Origin of the sequence: Paraburkholderia unamae, assembly GCF_003268775.1 — a bacterium.
Lineage (GTDB): Bacteria > Pseudomonadota > Gammaproteobacteria > Burkholderiales > Burkholderiaceae > Paraburkholderia > Paraburkholderia unamae.
On sequence record NZ_QLSU01000015.1, the window covers coordinates 57712 to 82334 of the forward strand.

23 protein-coding genes are annotated in these 24623 nt (G+C 67.1%); 8 read left to right on the top strand and 15 right to left on the bottom strand.

Translation table 11 applies throughout. From position 1 onward, the window contains the following. Positions 1–24 precede the first annotated feature (24 nt). From C7401_RS23965 to C7401_RS23990, 6 genes are all read left to right on the top strand, one after another. On the top strand, positions 25–798 hold the full coding sequence (locus tag C7401_RS23965; RefSeq protein WP_112173904.1) for an SDR family NAD(P)-dependent oxidoreductase: 774 nt from the start codon (positions 25–27) through the stop codon (positions 796–798). 2 nt (positions 799–800) lie between these two features. Beyond that, positions 801–1715 carry an MBL fold metallo-hydrolase gene (locus C7401_RS23970; protein ID WP_220092845.1) on the top strand — a complete coding sequence of 305 codons (915 nt, stop codon included), beginning with the start codon at positions 801–803 and terminating at the stop codon, positions 1713–1715. A 62-nt stretch (positions 1716–1777) separates the two neighbouring features. Next, positions 1778–3295, top strand: coding sequence for a xylulokinase (locus C7401_RS23975; protein ID WP_112173905.1), 1518 nt, complete (start codon positions 1778–1780; stop codon positions 3293–3295). Beyond that, complete coding sequence (locus tag C7401_RS23980; protein WP_112173906.1) at positions 3292–3963, top strand: HAD family hydrolase; 672 nt, start codon at positions 3292–3294, stop codon at positions 3961–3963. The genes C7401_RS23975 and C7401_RS23980 overlap by 4 nt, the downstream gene beginning before the upstream one ends. A gap of 38 nt (positions 3964–4001) precedes the next feature. Then, on the top strand, positions 4002–5108 hold the full coding sequence (locus C7401_RS23985; RefSeq protein WP_112173907.1) for a glycerol dehydrogenase: 1107 nt from the start codon (positions 4002–4004) through the stop codon (positions 5106–5108). 2 nt (positions 5109–5110) lie between these two features. After that, positions 5111–5899, top strand: a complete 789-nt coding sequence (locus tag C7401_RS23990) for an SDR family NAD(P)-dependent oxidoreductase (protein WP_112173908.1) — start codon at positions 5111–5113, stop codon at positions 5897–5899. A 43-nt stretch (positions 5900–5942) separates the two neighbouring features. On the opposite strand, the gene C7401_RS23995 is transcribed toward C7401_RS23990, so the two are convergent. The 14 genes from C7401_RS23995 to C7401_RS24060 form a co-directional block, all read right to left on the bottom strand. After that, complete coding sequence (locus C7401_RS23995) at positions 5943–6215, bottom strand: hypothetical protein (RefSeq protein WP_258397207.1); 273 nt, start codon at positions 6213–6215, stop codon at positions 5943–5945. 42 nt (positions 6216–6257) lie between these two features. Next, positions 6258–7205 (bottom strand): ABC transporter substrate-binding protein, encoded by a 948-nt coding sequence (locus tag C7401_RS24000; protein ID WP_112173909.1) that lies wholly within the window; start codon positions 7203–7205, stop codon positions 6258–6260. A 92-nt stretch (positions 7206–7297) separates the two neighbouring features. Then, positions 7298–8317 (bottom strand): ABC transporter permease subunit, encoded by a 1020-nt coding sequence (locus C7401_RS24005; RefSeq protein WP_112173910.1) that lies wholly within the window; start codon positions 8315–8317, stop codon positions 7298–7300. Between the two features lie 93 nt (positions 8318–8410). After that, positions 8411–9994 (bottom strand): sugar ABC transporter ATP-binding protein, encoded by a 1584-nt coding sequence (locus C7401_RS24010; protein ID WP_258397208.1) that lies wholly within the window; start codon positions 9992–9994, stop codon positions 8411–8413. A gap of 401 nt (positions 9995–10395) precedes the next feature. Beyond that, the gene (locus tag C7401_RS24015) at positions 10396–11223 is read right to left on the bottom strand and encodes an ABC transporter permease (RefSeq protein WP_112173911.1); all 828 of its coding nucleotides are present in this window, start codon (positions 11221–11223) and stop codon (positions 10396–10398) included. Beyond that, on the bottom strand, positions 11220–12545 hold the full coding sequence (locus C7401_RS24020; protein WP_112173912.1) for an ABC transporter permease: 1326 nt from the start codon (positions 12543–12545) through the stop codon (positions 11220–11222). Before C7401_RS24020 ends, C7401_RS24015 begins: the two co-directional genes overlap by 4 nt. Positions 12546–12558: 13 nt before the next feature. Beyond that, positions 12559–13602 carry an ABC transporter substrate-binding protein gene (locus tag C7401_RS24025; protein ID WP_112174037.1) on the bottom strand — a complete coding sequence of 348 codons (1044 nt, stop codon included), beginning with the start codon at positions 13600–13602 and terminating at the stop codon, positions 12559–12561. Positions 13603–13633: 31 nt separating this feature from the next. Next, complete coding sequence (locus C7401_RS24030) at positions 13634–14740, bottom strand: ABC transporter ATP-binding protein (RefSeq protein ID WP_112173913.1); 1107 nt, start codon at positions 14738–14740, stop codon at positions 13634–13636. Positions 14741–14783: 43 nt separating this feature from the next. Further along, positions 14784–15848 carry a 3-isopropylmalate dehydrogenase gene (gene leuB / locus C7401_RS24035; RefSeq protein WP_112173914.1) on the bottom strand — a complete coding sequence of 355 codons (1065 nt, stop codon included), beginning with the start codon at positions 15846–15848 and terminating at the stop codon, positions 14784–14786. Between the two features lie 66 nt (positions 15849–15914). Beyond that, positions 15915–16514 (bottom strand): 3-isopropylmalate dehydratase small subunit, encoded by a 600-nt coding sequence (leuD, locus tag C7401_RS24040; protein WP_112173915.1) that lies wholly within the window; start codon positions 16512–16514, stop codon positions 15915–15917. Continuing rightward, on the bottom strand, positions 16492–17931 hold the full coding sequence (leuC, locus tag C7401_RS24045; protein ID WP_258397209.1) for a 3-isopropylmalate dehydratase large subunit: 1440 nt from the start codon (positions 17929–17931) through the stop codon (positions 16492–16494). The genes leuD and leuC overlap by 23 nt, the downstream gene beginning before the upstream one ends. A gap of 144 nt (positions 17932–18075) precedes the next feature. Beyond that, positions 18076–19038, bottom strand: coding sequence for a LysR family transcriptional regulator (locus C7401_RS24050; RefSeq protein WP_112173917.1), 963 nt, complete (start codon positions 19036–19038; stop codon positions 18076–18078). Between the two features lie 137 nt (positions 19039–19175). After that, entirely contained in the window at positions 19176–20363 is a 1188-nt protein-coding gene (locus C7401_RS24055) for a M20 aminoacylase family protein (RefSeq protein WP_112173918.1), read from the bottom strand. Between the two features lie 11 nt (positions 20364–20374). Beyond that, positions 20375–21721 carry a DUF3100 domain-containing protein gene (locus C7401_RS24060; protein ID WP_112173919.1) on the bottom strand — a complete coding sequence of 449 codons (1347 nt, stop codon included), beginning with the start codon at positions 21719–21721 and terminating at the stop codon, positions 20375–20377. Positions 21722–21885: 164 nt separating this feature from the next. Here C7401_RS24060 and C7401_RS24065 point away from each other — a divergent pair, with 164 nt between their 5' ends. Together C7401_RS24065 and C7401_RS24070 are read left to right on the top strand one after the other, a co-directional pair. Further along, entirely contained in the window at positions 21886–22794 is a 909-nt protein-coding gene (locus C7401_RS24065; RefSeq protein ID WP_112173920.1) for a LysR family transcriptional regulator, read from the top strand. Between the two features lie 164 nt (positions 22795–22958). Continuing rightward, entirely contained in the window at positions 22959–24149 is a 1191-nt protein-coding gene (locus tag C7401_RS24070) for a porin (protein ID WP_112173921.1), read from the top strand. Between the two features lie 55 nt (positions 24150–24204). Here C7401_RS24070 and C7401_RS24075 read toward each other — a convergent pair whose 3' ends face one another. Continuing rightward, the gene (locus C7401_RS24075; RefSeq protein WP_112173922.1) at positions 24205–24492 is read right to left on the bottom strand and encodes a DUF4148 domain-containing protein; all 288 of its coding nucleotides are present in this window, start codon (positions 24490–24492) and stop codon (positions 24205–24207) included. Positions 24493–24623 lie beyond the last annotated feature (131 nt).

The following is a 24623-nucleotide window of genomic DNA, read 5'->3' on the forward strand; positions in this document are numbered from 1 at the left end:
TTCACTCCATTCGAAGGACCGACGATGTATCTCGACAAATTCCGCCTGGACGGCAAGCTCGCCGTGGTGACGGGGGCCGCGCGCGGGATCGGCTATGCGATCGCCGATGCGCTCACGCAGGCAGGCGCCCGCGTGGTGCTCACGGACATGGATCAGGGCGCGCTCGACGAAGCCGTGAGCAAGCTCGCGGCAACGGGCGCGCAGGTCGAAGGCGAACGGCTCGACGTGACCGACGTGGCTGCCGTGCAGCGCGTGCACGACGCCGTGATCGCGCGCCACGGCCGCGTGGACGTGCTCGTGAACAACGCGGGCATCGCCATCTCGAACCATCCCGCCGAAACCATGACCGACGAGGTGTGGGGCCGCGTGATCGACGTGAATCTGAACGGCGTGTTCCGCTGCTGCCGCGCGTTCGGCAAGAGCATGCTGGCGCACGGCGGCGGCAGCATCGTGAACGTGGGCTCGATGTCGGGCTTCATCGTGAACCGGCCGCAGGAGCAGGCGAACTACAACGCGTCGAAGGCGGGCGTGCATCACCTCACGCGCTCGCTCGCCGCCGAATGGGGCGCGCGCGGCGTGCGCGTGAACGCCGTGGCGCCCACCTATATCGACACGGAAATGAACAAGTACGTGTACGAAGACGAGGAGATGTATCGCCACTGGGTGGGCGGCACGCCGATGAACCGGCTGGGCCGCGTGGACGAAGTGGCCTCGGTCGTGCTGTTTCTCGCCAGCGAAGCCGCGAGCCTGATGACCGGCTCGATCGTGCTCGCCGACGGCGGCTACGTGTGCTGGTAAGCATGAGCGCCGCGCGTCTTTCCATCGACGTCGAGACCTTCGAGATGCCGCTCGCGGCGCGTCTGGCCGCGCCGCCGGCGCATGCGCCCGTCGCCGCCGCCGACGTCGCGCTCTACTGGCTCGGCCAGGCGGGCTTCGTGATCGAGGGCGCGGGCTTGCGCGTCCTGATCGACCCGTATCTTTCCGATTCGCTCGCGCGCAAGTATCGCGGCGCGCGCTATGCGCACGAGCGCATGATGGCCGCGCCGATCGCACCCGAGGATCTGGAGCACGTGGACCTCGTGCTGTGCACGCATCGTCACACCGACCACATGGACCCCGACACGCTGCAACCGCTCGCGCGGCGCTTTCCGGGGCTGCGTTTCGTGGTGCCCGCGGCCACGCTCGACGAAGCGGTGAAGCGCTGCGGCGTGGAGGCCTCGCGCCTGATCGCCGTGAACGCGGGCGAGCGCGTGCAGCCGCTCGCCGACGTGCCGGAACTCAGCGTCGCGCCCCTCGCCTCGGCGCACGAAACGCTCGACATCGACGCGCAGGGGCGGCACCCGTGGCTCGGCTACGTGGTCGAGATTGCCGGGGTGCGCATTTATCATTCGGGCGACTGCGTGCCCTACCCTGGCCTCACCGCGAACGTGGCCGCGCTCGCGCCGCATGTCGCGCTGCTGCCCGTGAACGGGCGCGACGCCGAGCGCAGCGGCAACGGCGTGCCGGGCAACTTCACGCTCGACGAAGCGGTGACGCTCGCGAAAGGCTCGGGCGTACGCGTGATGATCGCGCATCATCATGGTCTCTTCGACTTCAACACGATCGCGCCGGGCGAGATCGACGCGCGCATTGTCGAGGAGCGCGGCGCGCTGGCGCTCTACCGCGCGCGCACGCAATGCGCGTGGCGCGTGCGGACTCAAGCGGGCAGCGCCTGAAAGAAGCCACTGCGCGAGGCAACTGAACAAGGATATTCCCCACGACGATGGGACAAGCAAACATGGAGACAACCTATCTGGCGATCGACGTGGGCACCGGCAGCGTGCGCGCCGCGCTCGTCGATGCGAGCGGCACGATCCGCCGCCTTGCCGCGCGCGAGCACGAGCAGATCGTGCCACGCTATGGCTGGTCCGAGCAACGGCCGCTCGACTGGTGGGCGGGCGCGGTGCACGCGATCCGCGAGGTGCTGGCGGCCGAGCCGGGCGCGGCGCAGCACATCGCCGCGATCTGCGCCTGCGGACAGATGCACGCCACCGTGCTCGTCGACGCCGACGGCGAACTCACGCGCGAGACCGCGCCGCTCTGGAACGACAAGCGCGCCGCCGGGCAGGTCGAAGCGTTTCGCGCGCGCCACGGCAGCGGCCCCGACGCGCACGCCTGGCTCGCGCGCACCGCGAATCCGGCCACGCCCGCATGGCCCGGCTTCAAGCTCCAGTGGATTCGCGAGTACGAGCGCGACGCCTACGAGCGCGCCACGACCGTATTCATGCCGAAGGACTACGTGAACTTCCGGCTCACCGGCGAGCGCGCGTGCGACTGGAGCGACGCCTCGATGACCTTCCTGATGGACCCGCAAACGCGCGGGTGGTCGCCGGTCATGCTCGATGCGCTCGGTCTGGACGCGCGCAAGCTGCCGCCCATCCGCGCGCCGCACGAGTTGCTCGGCGCGGTCACGAAGGCGGCCGCGCAGGCTACCGGTCTGCGCGAAGGCACGCCCGTGCTGGTGGGCGCGGCCGACTATCCAGCCTCGGTGCTGGGCTCGGGCGTGCATGAGAGCGGCCTCGCCTCGGACATCACGGGCACCTCGTCGATCATCACCGTGATTGCCGACACGCCCATGCTGCACCCGGAGGTCTCGAACGTCGCGACCTGCGAGGGCTTGTGGGGCCGCTTCACGCTGCTCGACTCGGGCGGCGACGCCATGCGCTGGGCGCGCCGCGCGTTCCACGAAAACGCCCTCTCGTACGAGGACGTCGCGCGCAAGGCCGCCGAAGCGCCGGTGGGCGCCGAGGGCCTTTTCTTCCTGCCGTACCTCACCGGCGAGCGGCTGGGCGCGCAGCCGAACTCGCGCGCGCAGTTCTTCGGCATCGCGGCGCGCCACGGCCTCGCGCACCTGCACCGCGCGGTGCTCGAAGGCGTGGCCTTCGGCGTGCGCCGCCACATGGCGATGATCCAGCCCGCGGGCGTGGCGATCGAGCGGCTGGTGGCGGCGAGCGGCGGCGCGAAGGCCGCGTTGTGGCTCGACATCAAGGCCAGCATGTACCGCACGCCGGTGCTCGTGCCCGCCGAGGTCGAATGCGGCGTGATGGGTTGCGCGCTGCTCGCGGCCACCGCCACCGGCCAGTTCGCGACGCTCGGCGACGCCGTGCGCCGTTTCGTGCGCTTCGCGCGCGAGGTGCAGCCCGACCCGCGCGCCGCCGACACCTACGACCGCATGATGCCGATCTTCGAGCGCCTCTATACGCACTCGCAGCAGTTCTACGACGACCTCGACCGACTCGCGGGAGACCACGCATGAACACACCGCCCCGCGCCGTGCTCTGGGACATGGACGGCACCCTCGCGCTCAGCGAACCGCTGCACATGCAAACGTTGATCGCGGTGCTCGCGCACTACGGCATTCAGGCGGGCGACGAGCTGCATCCGCTGACGTTCGGCCGCAGCGGGCTCGACGTGTACCGCCTCTGCCGCGAACGCTTCGGCATCGAAGCGGATTACGCGGCGTGGTCGGCGCTGCGCGCCGCGCGCTATGTGGCCGAAGCGCCGACACTCGAAGCGCGCCCCGGCGCACTCGAAATCTGGCGCGCCGCGCACGCGGCCGGGTTGCGCCAGGCCGTCGTTTCCAACGCGGGCCGCGTGCTGCTCGAAGCCAATCTGAAAGCGCTCGGGCTGCAAGCGCCCGAGCGCGTTTCGGTGAGCGTCAACGACGTGCGGCACGGCAAGCCCGACCCCGAAGCCTACCTGCGCGCCGCGTATCTGCTGGACGTCGCGCCCGCCGAGGCCATCGCCATCGAAGACAGCCCAACGGGCGCGCGCGCCGCGCTCGCCGCGGGCATGCGCGTGCTCGGCTGGCCCGATGCGCAAGCCCCCGAGGCCAACATGCATTTTCCGCAAGGCACGCAGATCGTGCACCACGCACGCGACATCGCCGCCGCGCTCGGGCTGCCGGGCGTGATGGTTTCTTGACCCGCATCCGTTTCCGCACATATTTCGCAGACCCAATCATGTTGAGAACCAGCATATTCCCCTCGCGCTACGTCCAGGGCGCCGGTGCGCTCGCCACGCTCGACGCCGAACTCGCACGTCTTGGTTCGCACGCCGCGTGTCTTGTCGATCGCAACGTCGCGGCGCTGCTCGAACCGGTGCGCGCGCGCGCCGAGCGCGTCACCTTGCAGGTGCGTGAAGTCGACGCCGCCTGCACCGAGCGCTCGGTTGCCGAAACCGCCGAGTGGATTCGCGCGAGCGGCGCGGACGTGGTCGTCTCGTTCGGCGGCGGCAAGGTGATCGACACGGGCCGCGCGGCCGCCGACGACCTGCGGCTGCCGTTCGCCTGCGTGCCGACCATCGCGGCCTCGGATGCGCCGTGCAGCGCGCTCGCGGTGATCTACGACGAAGCGGGCCGCGTGGTGCGCGACCGCTTCGTGCGCAGCAACCCGAACCTCGTGCTGCTCGACACCGCCGTGATCGTGCGCGCCCCGGCGCGCTTTTTCATTGCGGGCATCGGCGACGCGCTCGCGACGTACTACGAGGCCGAGGCCTGCCGGCGCGCTTATGCCCGCAACCTGTGCGGCGGGCGTGGCACGGCGCTCGCCTTCGAAGCCGCGCGGCTGTGCCGCGACCTGCTGTTCGCGCACGCGCCGCAAGCGGTCGAAGACTGCCGGGCGCAACTCGTCACACCCGACTTCGACGCAACGCTCGAAGCGACGGTGCTGCTCTCCGGCATTGGCTTCGAATCGGGCGGCGTGGCGGCGGCGCACGCGATCCATCATGGCCTGGCCGACCTGCCTTCGTCGCACAGCCTGCTGCACGGCGAAAAGGTGGCGATCGGCGTACTCGCCTCGCTGTTTCTCTCGACCGTGCCCGACGAAGAGCGTCGGCGCGTGTTCCGCTTTTGCCGCGCGGTCGGCTTGCCCACGCGGCTCGCCCAGGTCAACGTCGACGCCGACGACCACCACGCGCTCGAAACCGTGGCGGCGCGCGCCTGCCGCGCGGGCGAAATCATTCACAACGAACCGTATCCCGTCGAGCCCGCCATGGTGGTCGCCGCCCTCAAGGCGATGGACCGCTACGCCGCGCGTCTCGACACACTCATCCAGCAAGGAGCTGCCTGAACATGACACAAACCGCCCTGCAAAAAAACGCTGCGGAAAACCAGGAAATCCACGCCTTCCGGCCCGGCCTCTTCAGCGGCAAGACCGTGCTCGTCTCGGGGGCGACGAGCGGTATCGGCCTGGCGATCGCCGAGGGCTTCGCCTCGCTCGGCGCGCGCGTGATCGCCACGGGCAGCTCGCCCGCCAAGCTCGAAGCGCTGCGCGCCGACGCCACGCTCTCGCACATCCGTTTCGAACGTGTCGACGTGCGCAACGTCGATGACATCAACCGCTTTTGCAGCGATCTCGAATCGTTGGATATCCTCATTAATGCGGCCGGTGTGGCGCGCCCGATGGACGAGTACCGCGACGACGTGTTTCGCGAGGTGATCGACGTGAACCTCACGGCGGCCATGCGCTTTTCGATGGCGGCGCGGCCGCTGCTCGAACGCACGAAGGGCGTGGTCGTGAATGTCGCCTCGATGCTCAGCTATCTCGCCGACGTGGAAGTGCCCGCCTATTGCGCGAGCAAGACCGGCATCCTGGGCCTCACGCGCGCGCTGGCGCACGCGTTCGGGGTGGCGGGCGTGCGCGTGAACGCGATTGCGCCGGGCTACCATCGCACGGACATGACACGCGCGCTCTGGGAAACGCCCGCGTCGGCGGAAAAGATCGCGGCGCGCGCGGCGCTCAAGCGCTGGGGGGAAGCCGAGGATCTGGTGGGCGCCGCTGTCTTTCTCGCGTCGCCCGCGGCGGCGTTCGTGACCGGCGTCACGTTGCCGGTGGATGGGGGGTATGTGAGCGGCAGCTAAGCGCAAGTGGGGGGCCCGGTTCACGGGCCCCTGGCTTTTGCCTTCAGTTTTTGTCTTTAGCGTGTGCCTTCAATCCGCATGCCTGCGGCGAAGCGCCGCTTTCCTCTGCCGCGATTTTCGCCAGTCGTATCGCGCTGTCAAAGCTGCATGCCGTGGCGGTCTGCCGTCGGTCGACGGTCACGACCCAGGTGTGGAAGCTGTATCGCCATTTGATGCGGCGCTCCTCCAGCAAGGCCGACAACCACCGCCAGACAGACGCATCGTCTGCATTCGCGGCGGCCGCGGCCCGGTTTCGTTCGCGTTGCATCGTATCCATCGGTCGAGCTTGTAGCGTAGCGCGCGACGCGCAAGCCGCCGCTCAGTGCGACGACCAGCCCTGGTAGCTCGCCACGTTCTCGCGCGTGACCAGCGTGGAAGGCATCAGCACGACCGGATTGGCCGGCTTGTGCCCGTTCATGATGCCGTAGCCGAGCGTCACCGCCTGCTGCGCCATCGCCCACGGGTCCTGGCTCGCCGACGCGGCGATCGAGCTGTCCGCGCTCTTGAGCGCCGCCTCGACATCGGGCGCGCCATCCACCGAAGCGAGGACGATGCCCTTGCGGCGCAACTGCTTCGCTGCAAGGTCGCTGCCGAGCGCCTGCGGGTCGTTGGTCGCGAACACGGCGTCGATCTTCTGGAACCGCGTGAGGTAGCCCTGCATGGCGTTCATGCCGCCGTCGCGCGAGCCTTTCGCGTTCTGGTCGTCGGAGAGCACCTTGATGTCGGGATGCTTCGCGAACGCGGACCGGCAGCCTTCCACGCGGTCCAGCACCGCCGAGACGGGCGGCCCGTTTTCGATGATCACGTTGCCCTTGCCGTTGAGCCGGCTCGCGAGATAGCCGCACGAGAGAGCGCCCGCCTGCACGTTGTTCGTCTGCACTGTTGCATCGGCGCCCGCTGCCGCGACATCCACGGCCACCACGACGATGCCCGCCGCCTTCGCCTTGCGCACGGCGGGCTCGATCGCCCTCGGATCGACGGCATTCAAGACGATCATGTCGACGTGCGAGGCAATGAAGTTGTCGATCTCCGTGAACTGCTTGTTCAGGTCGTAGTCCGCGCCCAGCGTCGTCACGCGGACATTGGGATTGATCTCTTTGGCCTTCGCCTGGGCGCCTTTGATGAGCGTGATGTAGTAAGGATTGCCAAGATCGTTCACGGTGATGCCGATCGAGCGAAGCGGCTTGCCCTCGGCATGGGCGCCCGTGCTGGCCGTGGCCGCCAGGCCAATGGCAACGCCGGCGGCAATCAGGGTCTTCCTGAGCATGAATACGTCTCCTCGTTGAATGGGACAGCGGGTGTTGAAGCGAGCGCGGCGTGCGCTCGTGTGGGTATTTGTTTGCGTACTGATCCAGATAGTCAGGTGCGCGCGGAGCCCTGCTGGCGCAGGCGGTCGAGCGCCACCGCGCCGATGATCACGAGCCCTTTGATGATGTACTGCCACACATCCGAGATCCCCATGAGCACGAGACCGTTCGTGAGCACCGCGATGATGAGCGCGCCCACCAGCGTGCCGACGATCGAACCCACGCCGCCCACGAAACTGGTGCCGCCAAGGATCACGGCGGCGATGGCATCGAGTTCGTACGACTGGCCGAGTTGCAGACCGTTGGCCGCGTAGAGGCGCGCGGCCGACATGACGGCGGCAAGCCCCGCCAGCAGGCCGGAAACCGTGTAGACGAAAATCTGGATCGAGCGCACCTTGATGCCGGCCAGCCGCGCCGCCTCGGCATTGCCGCCCACCGAGTAGATATGCAGGCCGAGCACGGTGCGCCTGAGCACGAACCACGAAACCGCGATCACGATGGCCGCGATCACGACGAGCCAGGGCACGCCCGCAATGGAATCGTTGCCGATGAACGCGAACGGTAATTGCGGATTGAACACGGTGGTGTCGTGCCCCAGCACGCGCGCGACGCCGCGCACCGCGGTCAGCGAACCGAGCGTGACGATGAACGGCGGCAGGCGCAGCAGCGCGATCAGACCGCCGTTCGCCACACCCAGCACGCCGCCCAGCAGCAAGGCGGCGGGAATCGCGGCCCACGCCCAGCCGGGCGCGTTCGACACGAGCATGGCCACCACCGCCGCGGCGGCCAGCACCGAGCCCACCGAAAGATCGATGCCGCCGGTGAGCACGACGAAGGTCATGCCCGCCGCGAGCACGACATTGATCGACGCCTGTTGCGCCACGATCGACAGATTCTGCACCGTGAGGAATTCGCCGTTGCCAAGGCCAAAGCCGATGCACAGCAGCACGAGCACGGGCAGCATGCCGGCCGTGCGGGCGAGCGAGCGCAGGCGCGTTCGGCGGCGGTTCGGCGTGCCGCCGTTCGCGGGTTGCGCGCCGGGACCGTCCGGGTTCAGGGTGAGTTGGGTCATGTCGTCTCCGTGTTGTCGTTGTCGGGGCGGTGAAGCAATGGCGTCGCGCCGGGGATGCTCCGGCGGGGAAGGATGCGGGTGACGAGGTGAACGTCAGGCGGCCGCGCGAGCGGGCGAGCGATCGGCGGCATCCGCGCTCGACCCCGTGGCGAGTTCGATGATGGCTTCCTGGCTGATCGCGCCCTCGCCTGCCAGCTCGCCGGCAATCGTGCCCTCGCGCATCACGAGCACGCGGTCGGACACGCCGATCACCTCGGGCAATTCGCTCGAAATCACGAGAATCGCCACGCCCGAGCGCGCGAGCTGGTCGATGATCCGGTAGATCTCCGACTTCGCGCCGATGTCGACGCCGCGCGTGGGCTCGTCGAGAATTAGCACGCGCGGACGGATCTCCAGCAGCCGCGAAAGCAGCACCTTCTGCTGGTTGCCGCCCGAGAGCGAGCCCACGTTGGCCGAGGCTCGCGCCACGCGGATCGCGAGCGCATCCACCGCCGCGCCCGTGCGGCCCGCCGCCTTGCGGCGATCGAGGACACCCGCGCGCGCGTCGCGCCCCGCGATCATCACGTTGATGTTGTCGTGCACGCTCATGTCGAGAAAGAGGCCGTCGCCCTTGCGGTCTTCGGTGAGGTAGACCACACCGGCGCGGATCGCATCGCGCGGCGAACGCGGCTGGAGCGGCTTGCCTCCCGCCACCTCGACCGTGCCCGCCGAACGTTTGCGCGCGCCGTAGACAAGCCGCGCCAGCTCGGTGCGGCCCGCCCCAACGAGCCCGGCCAGCCCAAGCACCTCGCCCTCGTGCAGCACGAAACTGCAACCGTGCACGCGCACGCCGTCCGCGAGATCACGCACCGCGAGCGCCACCGGCGCGTCGCCCGCAAAGCGATGCGCCTTGCGATAGAAGCCCGAAAGATCGCGGCCCACCATCATCTTCACGAGCCGCGCTTCGGACAACTCGGCGCGCTCCAGTGTGCCGACGTAGCTGCCGTCGCGCAGCACCGAAACGCGGTCGGAGAGCGCATAGATCTCGGCCATGCGGTGGCTGATGTAGATGATCGCCATGCCCGCTTCGCGCAGGCGCTGGATCAGCGCGAAAAGCCGGTCCGTTTCGCGCGTGGAGAGCGGCGTGGTGGGCTCGTCCATCACGAGAATGCGCGCGTTGGCGAGCATGGCGCGCGCGATCTCCACGAGTTGTCGCTCGGCGATCGTGAGGTCGCCCACGCGGGTGGCGGGGCCGAAGCGCGCCCCCAGACGCGCGAGCACGTCGGCGCAGGCACGTTCCATCGCCGCGCGGTCCGCAAGCCAGCGGCAGCCGCGCTTGCGAAGCTCCCGCCCCGCGTGAATGTTCTCGGCCACGCTGAGGTTGGGCGCGAGACTCAGCTCCTGATAGATCACGGCGATGCCGAGATCGCGCGCGGCCTGCGGTCCGTGGATCGCCACGGGCTTGCCTTCGAGCAGGATCTGCGCGCCCGCGTCGGCCTGATAGGCGCCGCTCAGGATCTTCATGAGCGTCGATTTGCCCGCGCCGTTTTCGCCCATGAGCGCGTGAACTTCGCCGCGCCGCACGTCGAGGCGGACGTCGCGCAGCGCGCGCATGCCGGAAAACGTCTTGCCGATATTGCGCATCTCGAGCAGCGGGGGCGGCGCATCGCAGGGGCTGCGCGGGTGGGTTTCAGCCATGACTAATCTCAGTGAGCGGGAACGTGTACGGCTAGTGTTGCTATCGATATCTTTTGTCTTGATCGACGAATAAGGCTAATAACGTTATTTTTAATAATGTTACGTGTAGCGTTACAAGCATTTGAATTAGGGTTTCCCCGCTGATGCCTGCAACTGGCGGAATTCGAACTTGTGCGTTACTAACGGGCGCGGCGTCGTGCGCTCGCGCGGGTTGCGAACGATAAGGGCTTGCGGGGAACGCGGTTGACGCAGCGCCGGGCATGACCGGCTACTGGACGAGGTGGGCGTGGTGTCGCGAGGTGCGGGTGAAGCGGCTGTGGGCGGTATCGACGGTCAGCCATCGTTCGCCGAAGACCACGGGCAAACGACGGCTGCGCAGATCGAAAAATGCGACTGTGGCGTCAGCGGGCGGCGGCGCCTTTGCGGCGCAGCCATTCGCCCAGCACCAGCAGCGAGGTCGAGAACAGCACGAGGATCGTGGCCAACGCAACGATCGTCGGCGTGATGCTGTCGCGAATGCCGCTGAACATCTGCCGTGGAATCGTGGCCTGGTCCGGGCCCGCGAGAAACAGTGTGATGACGACTTCGTCGAACGAGGTGGCGAAGGCGAACAATGCACCCGAGAGCACGCCGGGCAGGATCAGCGGCAGCGTCACGCGGAAGAACGTTTCCACGCGGCCTGCGCCGAGGCTCAGGCTCGCGTTGACGAGCGACCGGTTGAAGCCCTTGAGCACCGCGCCGACCGTGGTCACCGCGAACGGCGCGCCCAGCAGCGCATGTGCGATGACGAGCCCGACGAAGGTTCCCGCCAGGTGCAGCTTCATGTAGAACAGATACATGCCGACCGCGACCACGACCAGCGGTGCAACGAGGGGCGAAAGCATCACCGCGGTCAGCAGCCGCTTGCCCGGAAAGCTCGCACGGTCGAGGCCGAGTGCGCAAAGCGTGCCGAGTACGGTGGCGAGCACCGTGGCGCTCGGCGCAACGATAAAGCTGTTGCGGATCGCACGCCACCAGATGTCGGAGGTGAACAGCACGCGATACCAGTGGAGCGACCAGTGCGACACCGGGTAGACGAGGAACGAGTCCGCCGAAAACGACAGCGGCACCAGCGCGACAATGGGCAGCGCGAGATACGCAAGCAGTCCGTAGCAAAGCACGCGCAGCGCGACGTACCAGACTTTCTCGGGCAAGCCGACCGATGGCTCGAAAGCGGGCATGAGTCTCATGACGTCGCCGCCTCCCCGAACAGGTGCCGGCGCCCGGCCATGAGCATCCGGTAGACGACGAACAGCAACGCGGTCGCGATCAGCAGCAGCGCGCTCAACGCGGCGGCAAGCCCCCAGTTGATCGACGTGTTGGTGAACCAGGCGATGTAATAGCTGAGCATCTGGTCCCCCGCGCCGCCGAGCAGCGCGGGCGCGATGTAGTAACCGAGCGCGCTGACGAACACGAGCAGCGCACCGGCTGCGACGCCGGGCGCGGTGAGCGGCGCATACACGCGCCAGAACGCGCCGAACGGATGGCTGCCGAGCGAAACGGCGGCGCGCTGGTAAGTTAGCGGAATGCCGCGCATCACCGCGAGCAGCGGCAAGACCATGAACGGAATGAGGATGTGCACCATCGAAATGACAACGCCCGTGCGGTTGTAGATGAGGTCGAGCGGCGTGTCGACGATGTGCATCGCGAGCGCCAGCCGGTTGATCACGCCTTCGCGCGGCAGCACGACCATCCAGGCCGCGATGCGCACGAGAATCGACGTCCAGAACGGAATCAGCACCGCCATCAGCATGAGTCGCTGGCGCGCCGCCGGCAGCCTGCTCAGCCAGTAGGTGAGCGGAAAGCCGAATACGACAACCAGCGCCGTCACGACCGCGCTGATCCCGAACGTGCGCCCGAGTATCGGCAGAAAGACGCGCCGATCGGGCGGCAGCATGGCGATACGTCCTTCGGCATCCTGATGACTGTCGATGGCGCGCAGCGCGTAGGCAGCCGTCAGCGGACGCACCGCGCGCGCAATGGCGCGCCATGCCGGCGCCTCGCCCCAGTGGGGATCGTACTGGATCAGATCCGCTTTCACGGCGGCAGGGTCGCGGGGCGCGGCGGGCTGGCCCGCGCCTTCGGCGAGATGATCCAGATGGCGACGCGCGCGCAACAGCAACAGTCGCATGCCGGGCGCGTCACGATTGAGCCGCTCTGTCGCGTCGCCCAGCGTGCCGGCATCGTCGGCCGCGACGATATCGGCCGCCAACGCGCCGAACGCCGCGGCAGGCGGCGCCGACGCGCCGTCCCAGTTCGCCAGCGCGCGAGCCGTGCCCGGAAACGCCACCGCCACCGACGGGTCCCACGCGGCCCGCGTCAGCAGGCTGGCAATCGGCACGACGAAAAAGACCAGCATGAACAACGCGAGCGGCGCGATCAGCAACAGCGCCCCGCCCACGTCGCCACGCGAGCGCGCCACCTTCGCGGCGCGCGGCCGGGCGGCTGCGGGCGGGCGCGCCGCCCCGTTGACCACCGTTCCCAACTCTGTAGCGCCCGACGGATTCGACATGGCAGCCATCCGTTCAGCGCGCGGCCCAGGCGGCGAAGCGCTGGTCGAGATCATCGCCGTGTTCGTCCCAGAACTCACGGTCGTTCACGACGCCGACCTTCGCATGCTCCGGCGTATTCGGCAGATTCTTGAGCTGCGCCGGTGACATCTTCGCGAGTGTCTGGGCATTGGCCGGTCCGCCCGGCTGCTTCGAGAGAAACGCAGCCTGTTGATCGGCGCCGATCGAATAGTTGATGAACTTCAGCGCGTCGTCCTTCATCGCCGAGCCTTTCGGGATGACCCAGTAGTCGTAGTCGGAGATCGCGCCGTTCCAGACGAGGTCGAGCGGCTGCCCCGCCTTTTGCGCCGTGATGATGCGTCCGCTAAAGACAGTCGACATGGCGACGTCGCCCGAAACGAGGAACTGCGCCGGTTGCGCGCCCGCATCCCACCACTGGATGCTGGGGCGCAACGCGTCGAGCTTGCGGAATGCGCGGTCGACGCCTTCCGGCGTGGCGAGCACCTTGTAGACGTCGGCAGGCTTCACGCCGTCGGCCATCAGCGCAAATTCGAGGTTGCCGCGAGCAGTCTTGCGCATGCCGCGCTTGCCCGGAAATTTCTGCGTATTCCAGAAGTCCGCCCAACTGGTCGGCGTGCCCTGGAGCAGCTTCGAGTTGTACGCGAACGTATTGGCCCACGCGAATATGCCCACGCCGCAGCGCGTCTTTGCCGCCGCGTTGAGCTGAGCGCCTTGCGGGACCTTCGACCAGTCGATGTGCTCGTACAGGCCGCTGTCGCAGCCGCGGCCGACGTCGGTCGATTCGACTTCGACGACATCCCAGCTAACTTGCTGACCATCCACCATCGCCTTGACCTTCGCCTGTTCACCCGAATACGAGGACGCCGTCACGTCGATGCCGGTTGCGGCCTGAAACGGCGCGATGAACGCGCTCTGCTGCGCCTCGGCCAGCGTGCCGCCGTAGTTGACGACGGCGAGCGGCCGCGCGAAGGCGCCGCAGGAAAGCGATTGAAGGGCAACGGCAACCGCCACGGCACCGATCCATTGAGTATTACGCATGATGTCCACCCCGATTAGATTGAAAAAAGCGTTATGCGAAGATCCGCACGTGTCGTTCGGCGAAACGCAGCACGACTGCGTCGCCGTTCCCTATGCCGCCCAGGCCCGCGTCGTCGAGCGGCACCTTGACGAACCCCGAATCCTGCCCGGCCAGCGAGAAGCGGAACCGGACGTGGTCGCCGAAATACAGCATCCCTTCCGATCGCGTCCGCATCGTGTTGGCCACTGCGGCTCCACCCTCCGCGCCCGCCTCGTCGCCCAGCGCGATCCGCTCGGGACGCACGCAGGCGCGCACCGTGTCGCCCACGCGCGGCGCGCCGATCACCCGCCCCACGAGCACTTCGCCGCCCGGCAGACCGACTTCGCCCCGTTCGCCGTCGAGCGCCAGCAGGCGGCCGACAAAGACGTTGTTGTCCCCGACAAAGTTCGCGACGACACCGTTGCCCGGTGTTTCGTACAACGCATCGACACGGTCGATCTGCTGGATCTTCCCGGCGTCGAACACCGCCACGCGATCGGACATCGTGAGCGCTTCGCTCTGGTCGTGCGTGACATACACGAACGTCAGCCCGAGCGTGGCGTGCAGATCCTTCAGTTCGATCTGCATGTGCTCGCGCAGCCGCTTGTCGAGCGCGCCCAACGGTTCGTCCATCAACACGAGACGCGGGTTGAACACCAGCGCCCGAGCGAGCGCGATACGCTGTTGCTGCCCGCCCGACAGGCTTGCCGGCAGACGCGAGGCGTACTGGCTCATCTGCACCATGTCCAGCGCCCGCCCCACGGCGGTCTGCTTTTCTGCCGCCCCCATCCTGCGTACCGTGAGCGGATACGCGACGTTTTGCGCGACCGTCATGTGCGGAAAGAGCGCGTAGTTCTGGAACACCATGCCGATGTTGCGCTTGTGGGGCGGCGTGACATTCAGCAGCGTGTCGCCCAGCCAGATTTCGCCTTCGGTCGGCGATTCGAAACCCGCGAGCATCATCAGACAGGTCGTTTTTCCGGACCCCGACGGCCCCAGCAGCGACAGAAATTCGCCTTCGTAAATGTCGAGGTCGAGCCCGTCGACCACCCGGTTGATGCCGTCGTAGCTCTTGCCTACGCCACGGAATCGCACCAGCGGTTTGCGTTCCTTGTTCATGCCGGCCTCCTTTCTCCCGTTTTCCACGACACGCATGCGCGCCTCAGGACATGGCGGCGACAACGAGATCGCCCATTTGCGCGGTGCCGACCCGCTTCGTTCCCGGCTCGACGATGTCCGCCGTGCGATAGCCGGACGCCAGCACGCGCCGCACGGCCCGCTCGATACGCGTGGCGGCCGCGTCAGCGTCGAAGCTCATGCGCAGCATCATGGCCGCGGAGAGGATCGAGGCCAGCGGATTCGCGATGTCCTTCCCGGCGATATCGGGCGCGCACCCGTGCACGGGCTCGTAAAGCCCCTTCGTGCCCTCGCCGATCGACGCCGACGGCAACATGCCAATCGAGCCCGTGAGCATCGACGCCTCGTCGGAGAGGATGTCGCCGAACAGATTGCCGGTCACGATCACGTCGAAATGCCGCGGGGCGCGCAGCAACGACATCGCCGCGGCATCGATATAGAGGTGTTCGAGTGCGACGTCGGGATAGCCGGTGGCGACCTCGTCCATCACCTCGCGCCACAACTCCATCGACTCCAGCACATTCGCCTTGTCGACCGAGCACACGCGCGACTGGCGCTTGCGCGCGGTGCGAAACGCGACGTGCGCAATGCGCCGGATCTCCGCTTCGTCGTAGCGCATCGTGTTCACCCCCACGCGCAAGCCGTTCTCCACCGCCACGCCGCGCGGGCTGCCGAAGTACAGGTCGCCCGTGAGTTCCCGCAGGATCAACAGGTCCAGCCCGTCGATATGCGCCGACTTCAGCGGCGAGGCGCCGAGCAACTCGGGGTACGCGACCACGGGCCGGAAATTCGCGAACAACTGCAACTCCTGGCGCAACGCGAGCAACGCGTCGCCGGGACGCAGTCCGCGCGGCAAGGTTTCATACTCGAAGCCGCCCTCGGCGCCGAACAGGATCGCGTCGGCTTCGACCGCGAGTTGCCGTGTCGCTTGCGGCAGCGGGTGGCCGGTGCTGTCGTAGGCGCAGCCGCCGATCAGCGCGTGCTCGAATTCGAGCGGCATGCCTTCGTTCTGGAGCACGCCCAGCACCTTGAGCGCCTGGGCCGTCACTTCCGGGCCGATTCCGTCTCCGGGGAGCACTGCGATTTTCATTCGTATTCCTATGTTAATTTCAGTCTGGTGAATCGGGGTCGTGCGGACTTGCTGTCCGAATTCCGGCTAGGTCAGGCCGAGACTGTGGCGGCGTTCGAAGTCGTCGATCTTCTCGCGCAGGCGCAACGTGACATCGATCTCGTCGAGACCGCCTGCAAGCGCTTCTTTTGAAAATGCGTCGATCTCGAACGCGATCGTCGTGCCATCGGGCGCGACCACCCGTTGCGCGGGCAGATCGACCTTGACGCGCGCGCCCGGCCGTTCGGCCAGCCATGCGTTCACGTGCGCGACAAAGGCGGCATCGGCGCGAATCGGCAGGACGCCGTTCTTCAGGCAGTTGCTGAAGAAGATGTCGCCGAACGTCGTCCCGACGATGGCGCGAATGCCGAAGTCGAGCAAGGTGTGCACCGCCTGTTCGCGCGACGAGCCGCAGCCGAAATTCGGACCGGTGACGAGGATCTGCGCATGCGCGTAGCCCGCGCGGTTCAGCACGCATTCCGGGCGTACGGCGCCGGATTGCGGATCGAACCGTTGGTCGTGGAAGAAGTAGCGCCCGTAATCGGTCCGTCGCGCATGCATGAAGCGCGCCGGAAGGATCTGGTCGGTATCGATGTCGGCGGCGGGCAGCGGCACCGCGACGGCGTCAAGCGTGGTCAACGGTTGCATCGCGCAGCAGCTCCCGATAGTCGACGATATATCCCGTCACGGCGGCGCCTGCCGCCATGCCGGGGCTCATCAGATGCGTGCGGACCCCACGCCCCTGGCGTCCGACGAAATTGCGGTTGGTCGTGGAGGCGATGCGCTCGCCGGCGCGGCCTTCGTCGCCGTTGATCGCCAGGCACATCGAACAGCCGGGCTCGCGCCACTGCGCGCCGGCCGCCACGAAAATCCGGTCGAGACCTTCGGCCACCGCCGCGTTCTGCACCGCGCGCGAACCCGGCACGATCAGCGTGGGAACGCGCACGCGCCGCCCGCCCAGCACGGCCGCCGCGGCGCGCAGGTCTTCCAGGCGGCCATTGGTGCAGGAGCCGATGAACACGCGATCGATGGCGATGCCCTCGATCGGCTGCGCGGGGCGCAAGTCCATATAGTCGAGCGCGGCGAGCGCGCGTTCCTGCTGCGCGGCGTCGCCGATGTCCGCCGGATCGAGGATCGCGCCCGCGATCGAGGTCGATTGCGACGGATTCGTGCCCCAGGTGACCATGGGCGCGACCCGTGCCGCGTCGAGCGACACCTCTCGCGCGAATGGCGCGCCGGGGTCGGTGCGCAATGCGCGCCAGCCGGCGACGGCCGCCTCCCACGCGGCGCCCTTCGGCGCGAACGCGCGGCCGTGCAGCCAGGCCAACGTCGTGTCGTCGGGGGCGATGAGACCCGCGCGCGCGCCCGCCTCGATCGACAGGTTGCACAGCGTCATGCGCGCTTCGACGGAGAGCGCGTCGATGGTCTCGCCCGCGTACTCGACCACGTGCCCCACCCCGCCCGCCACGCCGATCTGCGCAATCATGGCGAGCGCCAGATCCTTGGCGGTGACGTCGGCGGCAAGGCGCCCCGTGAACGATGCGCGCATGGTCGCCGGACGGCGCTGCCACAGCGTCTGCGTCGCGAGCACATGCGCGACTTCCGATGCCCCGATGCCAAAGCCGAATGCCCCGAGCGCGCCATGCGTCGACGTATGGCTGTCGCCGCACACGACCGTCATGCCCGGCAGCGTCAGCCCCTGCTCGGGGCCGCTCACGTGCACGATGCCGTGACGCGGATCGTCGAGCGCGAACATCGGCACGCCCTGCTCACGTGTGAAGTGAATCAGCCGCTCGACCAGTTCGCGCCGTTCGGCATCGACGACGTCGGCAATCGTGCGGCCGCGCGAGGACGCGTAATGGTCGGCCATCGCGAACGTCGCCTCCGGCCGCCGCACGCGCAGCCCCTTGCGCGCGAGACTGTCGAACGTGTCGCGCGGCAGGTCGTCGCCGACGTAATGCCGGTCGATATAGATGAGGGTATGGCCGTCGTCGCGCGCGTGGACGACATGCCGTTCCCACAGCTTGTCGAACAGCGTGCGCGCAGATGTCGAGGGAGAAGTCACACAGGCTCCGTGAGGGACCGCCGGGCGGTCGGTATCGATGGAGCTCAGTCTGCGGGCGTCAAAATTGCCTCTGAAGACGTATTTCGGAACGCATGATGCGTCAACCGCGATGGCAGACATTGCCGCGCCGCAGCAGCGGCGCGGTTACGCCGTGAGGAATTCGACGAGCAGTCGCGTTGCGATAGGGAGTTCTTCGGCCTGGCGGATGCAAAGCTTGTGGAGGCGGCTGGCCCACGGCTCGTCGAGTGGAATTTCCGCGATGTGCATCGCGCCGGCGCGCCCCGTGACGAAATAGTCCGGCACGATACCGATGCCGAGTTCCGCCTGCGCCATGCGGCAGACGGCGTCGAAACCGGCCACCCGGATGCGCGAGCGCAGTACCCGCCCCGCCTCGCTCGCGAGGCGCTCCACGAGCACCTGGATCGAGCTGTACGGCTCCTGCATGATGAGCGTGTGGTCGAGCAGTTCTTCGAAGCGCAGGTTCCTGCGCCCGACGAGCGGATGGTTGGCGGGCGCGACGACCACGAGCCGGTCCACGTAGCAGGGCATCACGTCGAGGTCGTCGACTGGCTGATCGCCCCAGAAAATGCCGAGGTCGGCCGCGCCTTCGCGTACCGCGTGAACGACGCCGGTACTCGTATCGGGCCGCAGTTCGACGGTGATGCTCGGGTAATCCCGCATGAAGCGCCCCAGCGCATCGGGGAAAAAGCCGAACAGCGCCGACTCGTTCGCGGACGCCCGGATGTGCCCGCGCGCGCCCTTTGTCTCCGCCGAGAAGTCGGCCATCTCGCTTTCGAGCCGCGTCAGATCGCGCAGGATGCGGCGGGAATGACTGAGCAGCGCTTCTCCGGCGCTGGTCAGCGTCACGCCACGCCGATGCCGTTCGAGCAGCGGCACGCGCAGCGCGAGTTCGAGATCCGCAAGCCGCTTGCTGACCGCCGACGGCGCCATGTGCTCGCGCTCGGCCGCCTTCGCGATGCTCGCCTCTTCCACGACGGCGATGAAGAGGCGCAGCGTGACGAGGTCGAGACGCGAGACGAGCTGGCTACGGAATGGCGACGCGGGGCCGCTCTCCGGGCCGTCGTTTTCAGGCCGGTTCTTCTGCATGTTCTTGGCGACGTCAGGGGGACGGGATTCCCTGCGTACGAGAATCCGGCATGACGGCTATGCGATCCCCCGCACGTCGCGACAGTTGCCAAGCGCAGCATTGTATGCGGCCAATATTCCGCTGGCCAAACCCGACGTCAACCCAGGAACCGCTCGACGAGCTTCACGAAATAGCTCGCTCCCACCGGCAGCAGCGCGTCGTTGAAGTCGTAGCTCGCATTGTGCAAAAGGCACGGCCCGGCGCCGTGTCCGGGTGAGCGATGATCGCCGCTGCCGTTGCCGAGAAATGCGTAGCAGCCGGGCCGCGCATTGAGCATGAACGAGAAGTCCTCCGCCGCCATCGTCGGGTCCACCGCTGCGTTCACGTGGTCCTCGCCGACCAGTTCGCGCATCACCTCGACGGCCAGCGCCGTCTGCGCGGGATCGTTGATCGTCGCCGGATACTGGCGTTCGAAATCGACCTCGCATTCGCACTCGAACGCGGACGCGACCGACGCCGCGATCGTGTGCATGCGCCGCTCGATCAGCGCGAGCGTCTCCTCCGAGAACGTGCGTACGGTGCCGCCGAGCCACGCGTCGGTGGGCACGACGTTCAACGCCTCGCCCGCGTGGATCTGCGTGACGGACAGCACGGCGCCCTCGACCGGGTTGCGGTTGCGCGTGACGATGCCCTGCAAGGCCGTGAGCAGGTGCGCGGCGGCGAGCACCGGGTCGCGGCCCAGGTGCGGCATCGCGGCATGACACCCGGCGCCGCGCAGCCTGATCTTGAACAGGCTTGTCGACGCCATCAGCGCGCCGGGCCGCACGGCGAAGTCGCCGGCCGCGATGCCGGGCCAGTTGTGCAGCCCGAATACCGCGTCGCACGGAAAGCGCTCGAACAACCCGTCTTCGATCATCGCGCGCGCGCCGCCGCCGGCCTCCTCGGCCGGCTGGAAGATCACGTGAACCGTGCCGTCGAAGCGGCCGTGCTCCGCGAGATGGCGCGCGGCGCCGAGCAGCATCGCCGTGTGACCGTCATGGCCGCACGCGTGCATCACGCCGGCCGCCGTCGAACGGTGCGCGAACGTATTCGCCTCCTGCACCGGCAGCGCGTCCATATCCGCGCGCAGGCCGATCGCACGCGAACTCGCGCCGCGCGTCAACGTGCCGACGACGCCCGTGCGCCCCACATTGGGCGTGACAGCGAAGCCCCATTGTTCAAGCCGTGCGGCGACCAGCGCGGCGGTGCGGAACACGTCGTAGCCCAGTTCCGGGTGCGCATGGATATCGCGGCGAATGGCCTGCAATTCGTCGGCATTCGCCGCGATGGATTCGATCAGTTTCATGGACAAGCGCTTCAGACGTGAAAGAGCTGCGCGACGAGCGCCGCGCCGATAAACGAGCCGGCATTGGCGACGAACGAGACGAGCACGATGCGCCAGCCGAGCCGGCGGAACGCCGGAATATCCTTCGCGATCGACAGGCCCGCGAAGGCGAGCATCGGCGTCGTCACGTTGAGAAAGTCGTTGTGCGCGCCGAACGCCGCGATTTGCGGCGCCCAGGGGCACCACGGCGAGGTCAGGAGCATGGCGACCACGGACACCCAGCAAACGGCGGGAATCTTGTTGCCGGTCATGCGCGCCACCGCATCGCCGATGATCGTCGCGCCGACCGTGATCGCCATGCCCGGCAGGCCGACGAGCGGCGTCGTGCCGTGCGCGATCCAGTCGCAGGCGAGCGTCATCGCGGCGGTCACGACCCACACGAGCAACCGCGTGCTGTAGCCGAGCGCGGGCGCCTCGGTCTGCACGTCGCCGAGCGCCGGGCTCGCTGTCGCGGCCGCGTCCGTCGAGGCCTTCGTCGTCCGGCCGATCAGCGGCTCAAGCACGCGATAGCCCAGCACCGCGAGCGGCAGCGAGATGAACAGCGTGAAATACGTGCCGATCGTCGTCGTGATCAGATTGCTGGCGGCGGCGAACGCGAGCACCGATTTCGCGGTCTCCGGGTCCTGCTGCGCCGCAATCGCGCCCGAGGCCGCAGCCATCATGCTGCCGGAGCCTACGCCCGAACCCATCGCCAGCGCGAGCGGGTCGAAAATGTGGAGGCTCGCGACAAAGCCCGCGAACACGGCAATGAACACCGCACCGAACACGGTGCCGGTCAGATATTCGGCGAGCACGCCACGCCCTTCAGGGGACGCCATCCCGTACTTCTCGCCGATGATCGCGAGACTCGGCTCCCGGCCCACGGAGAACGTCGCGCCGATCGCCTCGCGCTTGATGCCGAGCAGCAGCGCGAGCGGCAAGCCGAGCAGGATCGTGCCGACGAAATGGCCGAACTCCTGGAAGGCAAGCGCCCAGCCGGCTGCCGCGAGCTTGGGCAACGCGCTGCCGACCATCAGCCCGAGCTTCGCGACGAACAAGAGGAGCGCCGGTTGCAGGATCGCGGCCGCGAGAAACTGATTCGACGTGTCGAGCCGCGCGGCGCTTTTCCAGCGCGCGCTGAAGAGGCCGAGCGCGGCGCCCAGCAGCAGTGCCCAGATCATCGGCAGCAACACGACCTTGCCGGGCCCGATCGTGAACGTGAACGACCCGATGCCCTGCGCGATCAGCAGGATCCCCGCCGCGTACAGCATGACCTTCGCGATGCCCGCGCCACCGGCGCCTCCGGCCACTTCGCGCCCGATCCCCATTGTTTGCTCCATCCCAGTCTCCCGTTGCATCCGGCCCCGTTTTGGCCCGGTATCGTTCATCGCCCTCGCGCCTGTGCGGCAAGGGCGGGCGGTCATCTTCGACTGGCCGGACCGTATAATCAATCCACTCCATTATTAAAAGTGTTCACTTTTTTAGAACACTCACGCGATTCATCATGGGCAACACGCTGACCGACAGCCGGATCGTCTACTTTTATGAAGCGGTGCGCTGCGGCACGATCCGCGCGGCGGCCGACTGGCTCGACGTCGCGCCGTCCGCGGTCAGCCGCCAGATCGCGCTGCTGGAAAAGGAGCTCGATGCGACGCTTGTCGAGCGGCACGCGCGCGGCGTCACGCCCACCGAGGCCGGGCGCTACGTGATCGAGTACTTCCGCGAGCAGCTTGCGCATCGCGACGACCTGCTCTCCCACCTGCAAGAGCTGCGCGGCCTCAAAACGGGCCGTGTCGACGTCGTACTTGGCGAGGGCTTCGTCTCCGACATGCTCTCCGGGCCGATGCAGCAGTTCTGCCGCCAGTTCCCGGGCATCCGCGTGAACCTCGAAGTGGGCGGCACGAACGACGTGATCCGCAAGATCGTCAACGACGAAGGCGAAATCGGCCTGGTCTACAATCCGCCCGCCGAACCGAAGCTCGTCTCGCGCGCGTCGAAGCAGCAGCCGATGATGGCGATCGTCGGTCCCGGCTTCGAGCGCGAGCGCTACCCCGTGCTCTCCGTGCAGCAGCTCGCGACGTTTCCGCTCGCGGCCGCCCATCCGTCGTACGGCATCCGGCAAATGCTCGAAGCGGTCGAGTATGCGGAGCATGTCCGACTGGTTCCGAGCGTGACGACGAATTCGTTCGCGATCCTCAAGGAATTCGTGAAGGCCGGGCTTGGCGTTGCGGTCATGCCCGCGTTCGCGGCGGCCACGGAGCTGCGGGCGAAGGAAGTCTTCGCGGTGAGGATCGCGCATCCGATCCTGGAGAACGCGGAGGCGCATCTCGTCACCCGCGTCGGGCGCAGGCTCTCGGTCGCCGCGAACAAGATGCTGCAAATGATGAGCGGACAGTTGCAGGCGTTTCGCTAGCGCCGTTGGCGGCGGCTGCGGTCGCCCGCGCTCAAAACTAACCATTCAGTTAAAATTTCGCGCCGGTAACGGACCGCGGTGGCGTGCTCATTATTCGGGCCGAATCACGCTCGCCTGGGCGCGTGATGCCACGTCGCGTCCGTCATCGCGAATAATGAAACTGGATGAAAATGACTTTGGATTTCAAACATCCCCTTGGGCTTGGGGCGGCTTTGATTGGCGCGGCGTTTTCGGCCCAATCCGCATTTTCTCAAGAAAGCGTGATGCTTTACGGAAATGTCGATGAGGCAATCACGTGGTCGAGCAATCAGAAAGGCAGTTCGAATATTTATATGCGGCAAGGCAATCTCTATGCCTCCAAATTCGGACTCAAGGGAACGGAGGCGCTAAGCTCGACCTTGAGCGCGGCATTCGACTTGCAGGAGGGCTTCGATCCCGGAACCGGCGCCCAGCAAACGGCCGGGCTGGCTTTTAACCGCTACGCCTTTGTCGGCTTGCAGGACACCCGATGGGGCACGCTGACGCTGGGTCGGCAGTACACGCCGTATTACATGCTCGTCGGCACGCTCGGGCCCGTAAGCTGGCTAAGCGGGGCAACCGGGGCGCATCCGGGCGACATCGACGGTTTCGACACGGATATTCGCGCGAACAACTCCGTGGTTTATACGTCGCCGGCCTTCCACGGTTTGCGCGCGAGCGCGCAATATGGCTTCGGCGGGGTCGCGGGCAGCCTGCAACGCGGCAGTCTTTTCAGTGCGGCCCTGCGCTACGACGGCGGTCCGCTTTCGGTCGCCGCCGGATATCTGAGCATGGATAACACCGACTACGCAGGCGGCTTCGATCCCAATGCCAGCGCGCAATTCCCGCACTCGGAGCTGAACAATGGCTATCTATCCGCGCGCCGGGTCCAGCAGGTTGCGGCCGCGATGAACTATACGGCAGGCAGGCTCGTGCTTGGCCTGAACTATTCGAATGTGATCTACCGGCCGGACAGCCACTCGCTTTTCAACGACGCCGCGGTGTTCAACACCTATGGCGCGCTGGCAAGCTATAGAGTCAGCGTGCCGCTGGAAGTGTCGGCCGGGTACAGCTACACGCGGGCTTCGTCTGCGAACGGAATCAACGATGCCGCACGCTACCATCAGGTTTCGTTGAAGGAGATGTACCACCTCTCCAAACGGACCACGCTGTACGCGCTCCAGGCCTATCAGCATGCCTCCGGCTACACGCTCGGCGCCGGGGGAAGCGGCGACATCATTGCGGCGAGACCGATTGTTGGGGACTCGCAAAACACCACGCCGTCGTCGACGCCCAATCAGTTCGTGGCGATGTGCGGGCTGGCGATCGCCTTCTGACTGCCCCCGCAAGGCGGGCGGCTCATGCGTGCGTTGCAGGTTCGGCGGGGCATGCTCAGGTCGCGGGCTGCCTGCGCAGGCAATCCGCGCGATAGTCGTTGTCGAGCTGCTTTTGCGCCGCGTTCAGATCGGCCGGGTAGATCGCATCGTCGGAGCCGGGGCGGTAGCCTCGGTCCTCCAGTTCCCCCAGTTCGCCCATCAACTGCGCGTGCGTGACGGTGCCCGCGACCCGCTGAAACGGATAGGAATGGCACTGCTGCTGCGTAAGCCGAGGAGCAGCGAAAGCCGAAAGACTCCAGAACATCGCGGCGAAAGCAATGACGGTACGTGAATGCGATCTCATGTTTCTATCCAGTAAGCAATAAGGATTCGGATGATTTCCTCTGAATGCTTCACCTTACTGAGTCGCATGTAATGAATAGCTGTCCGGAAAATGAAAATAGATTTAATTTTTCCGGGCATGCTTGCCGCATT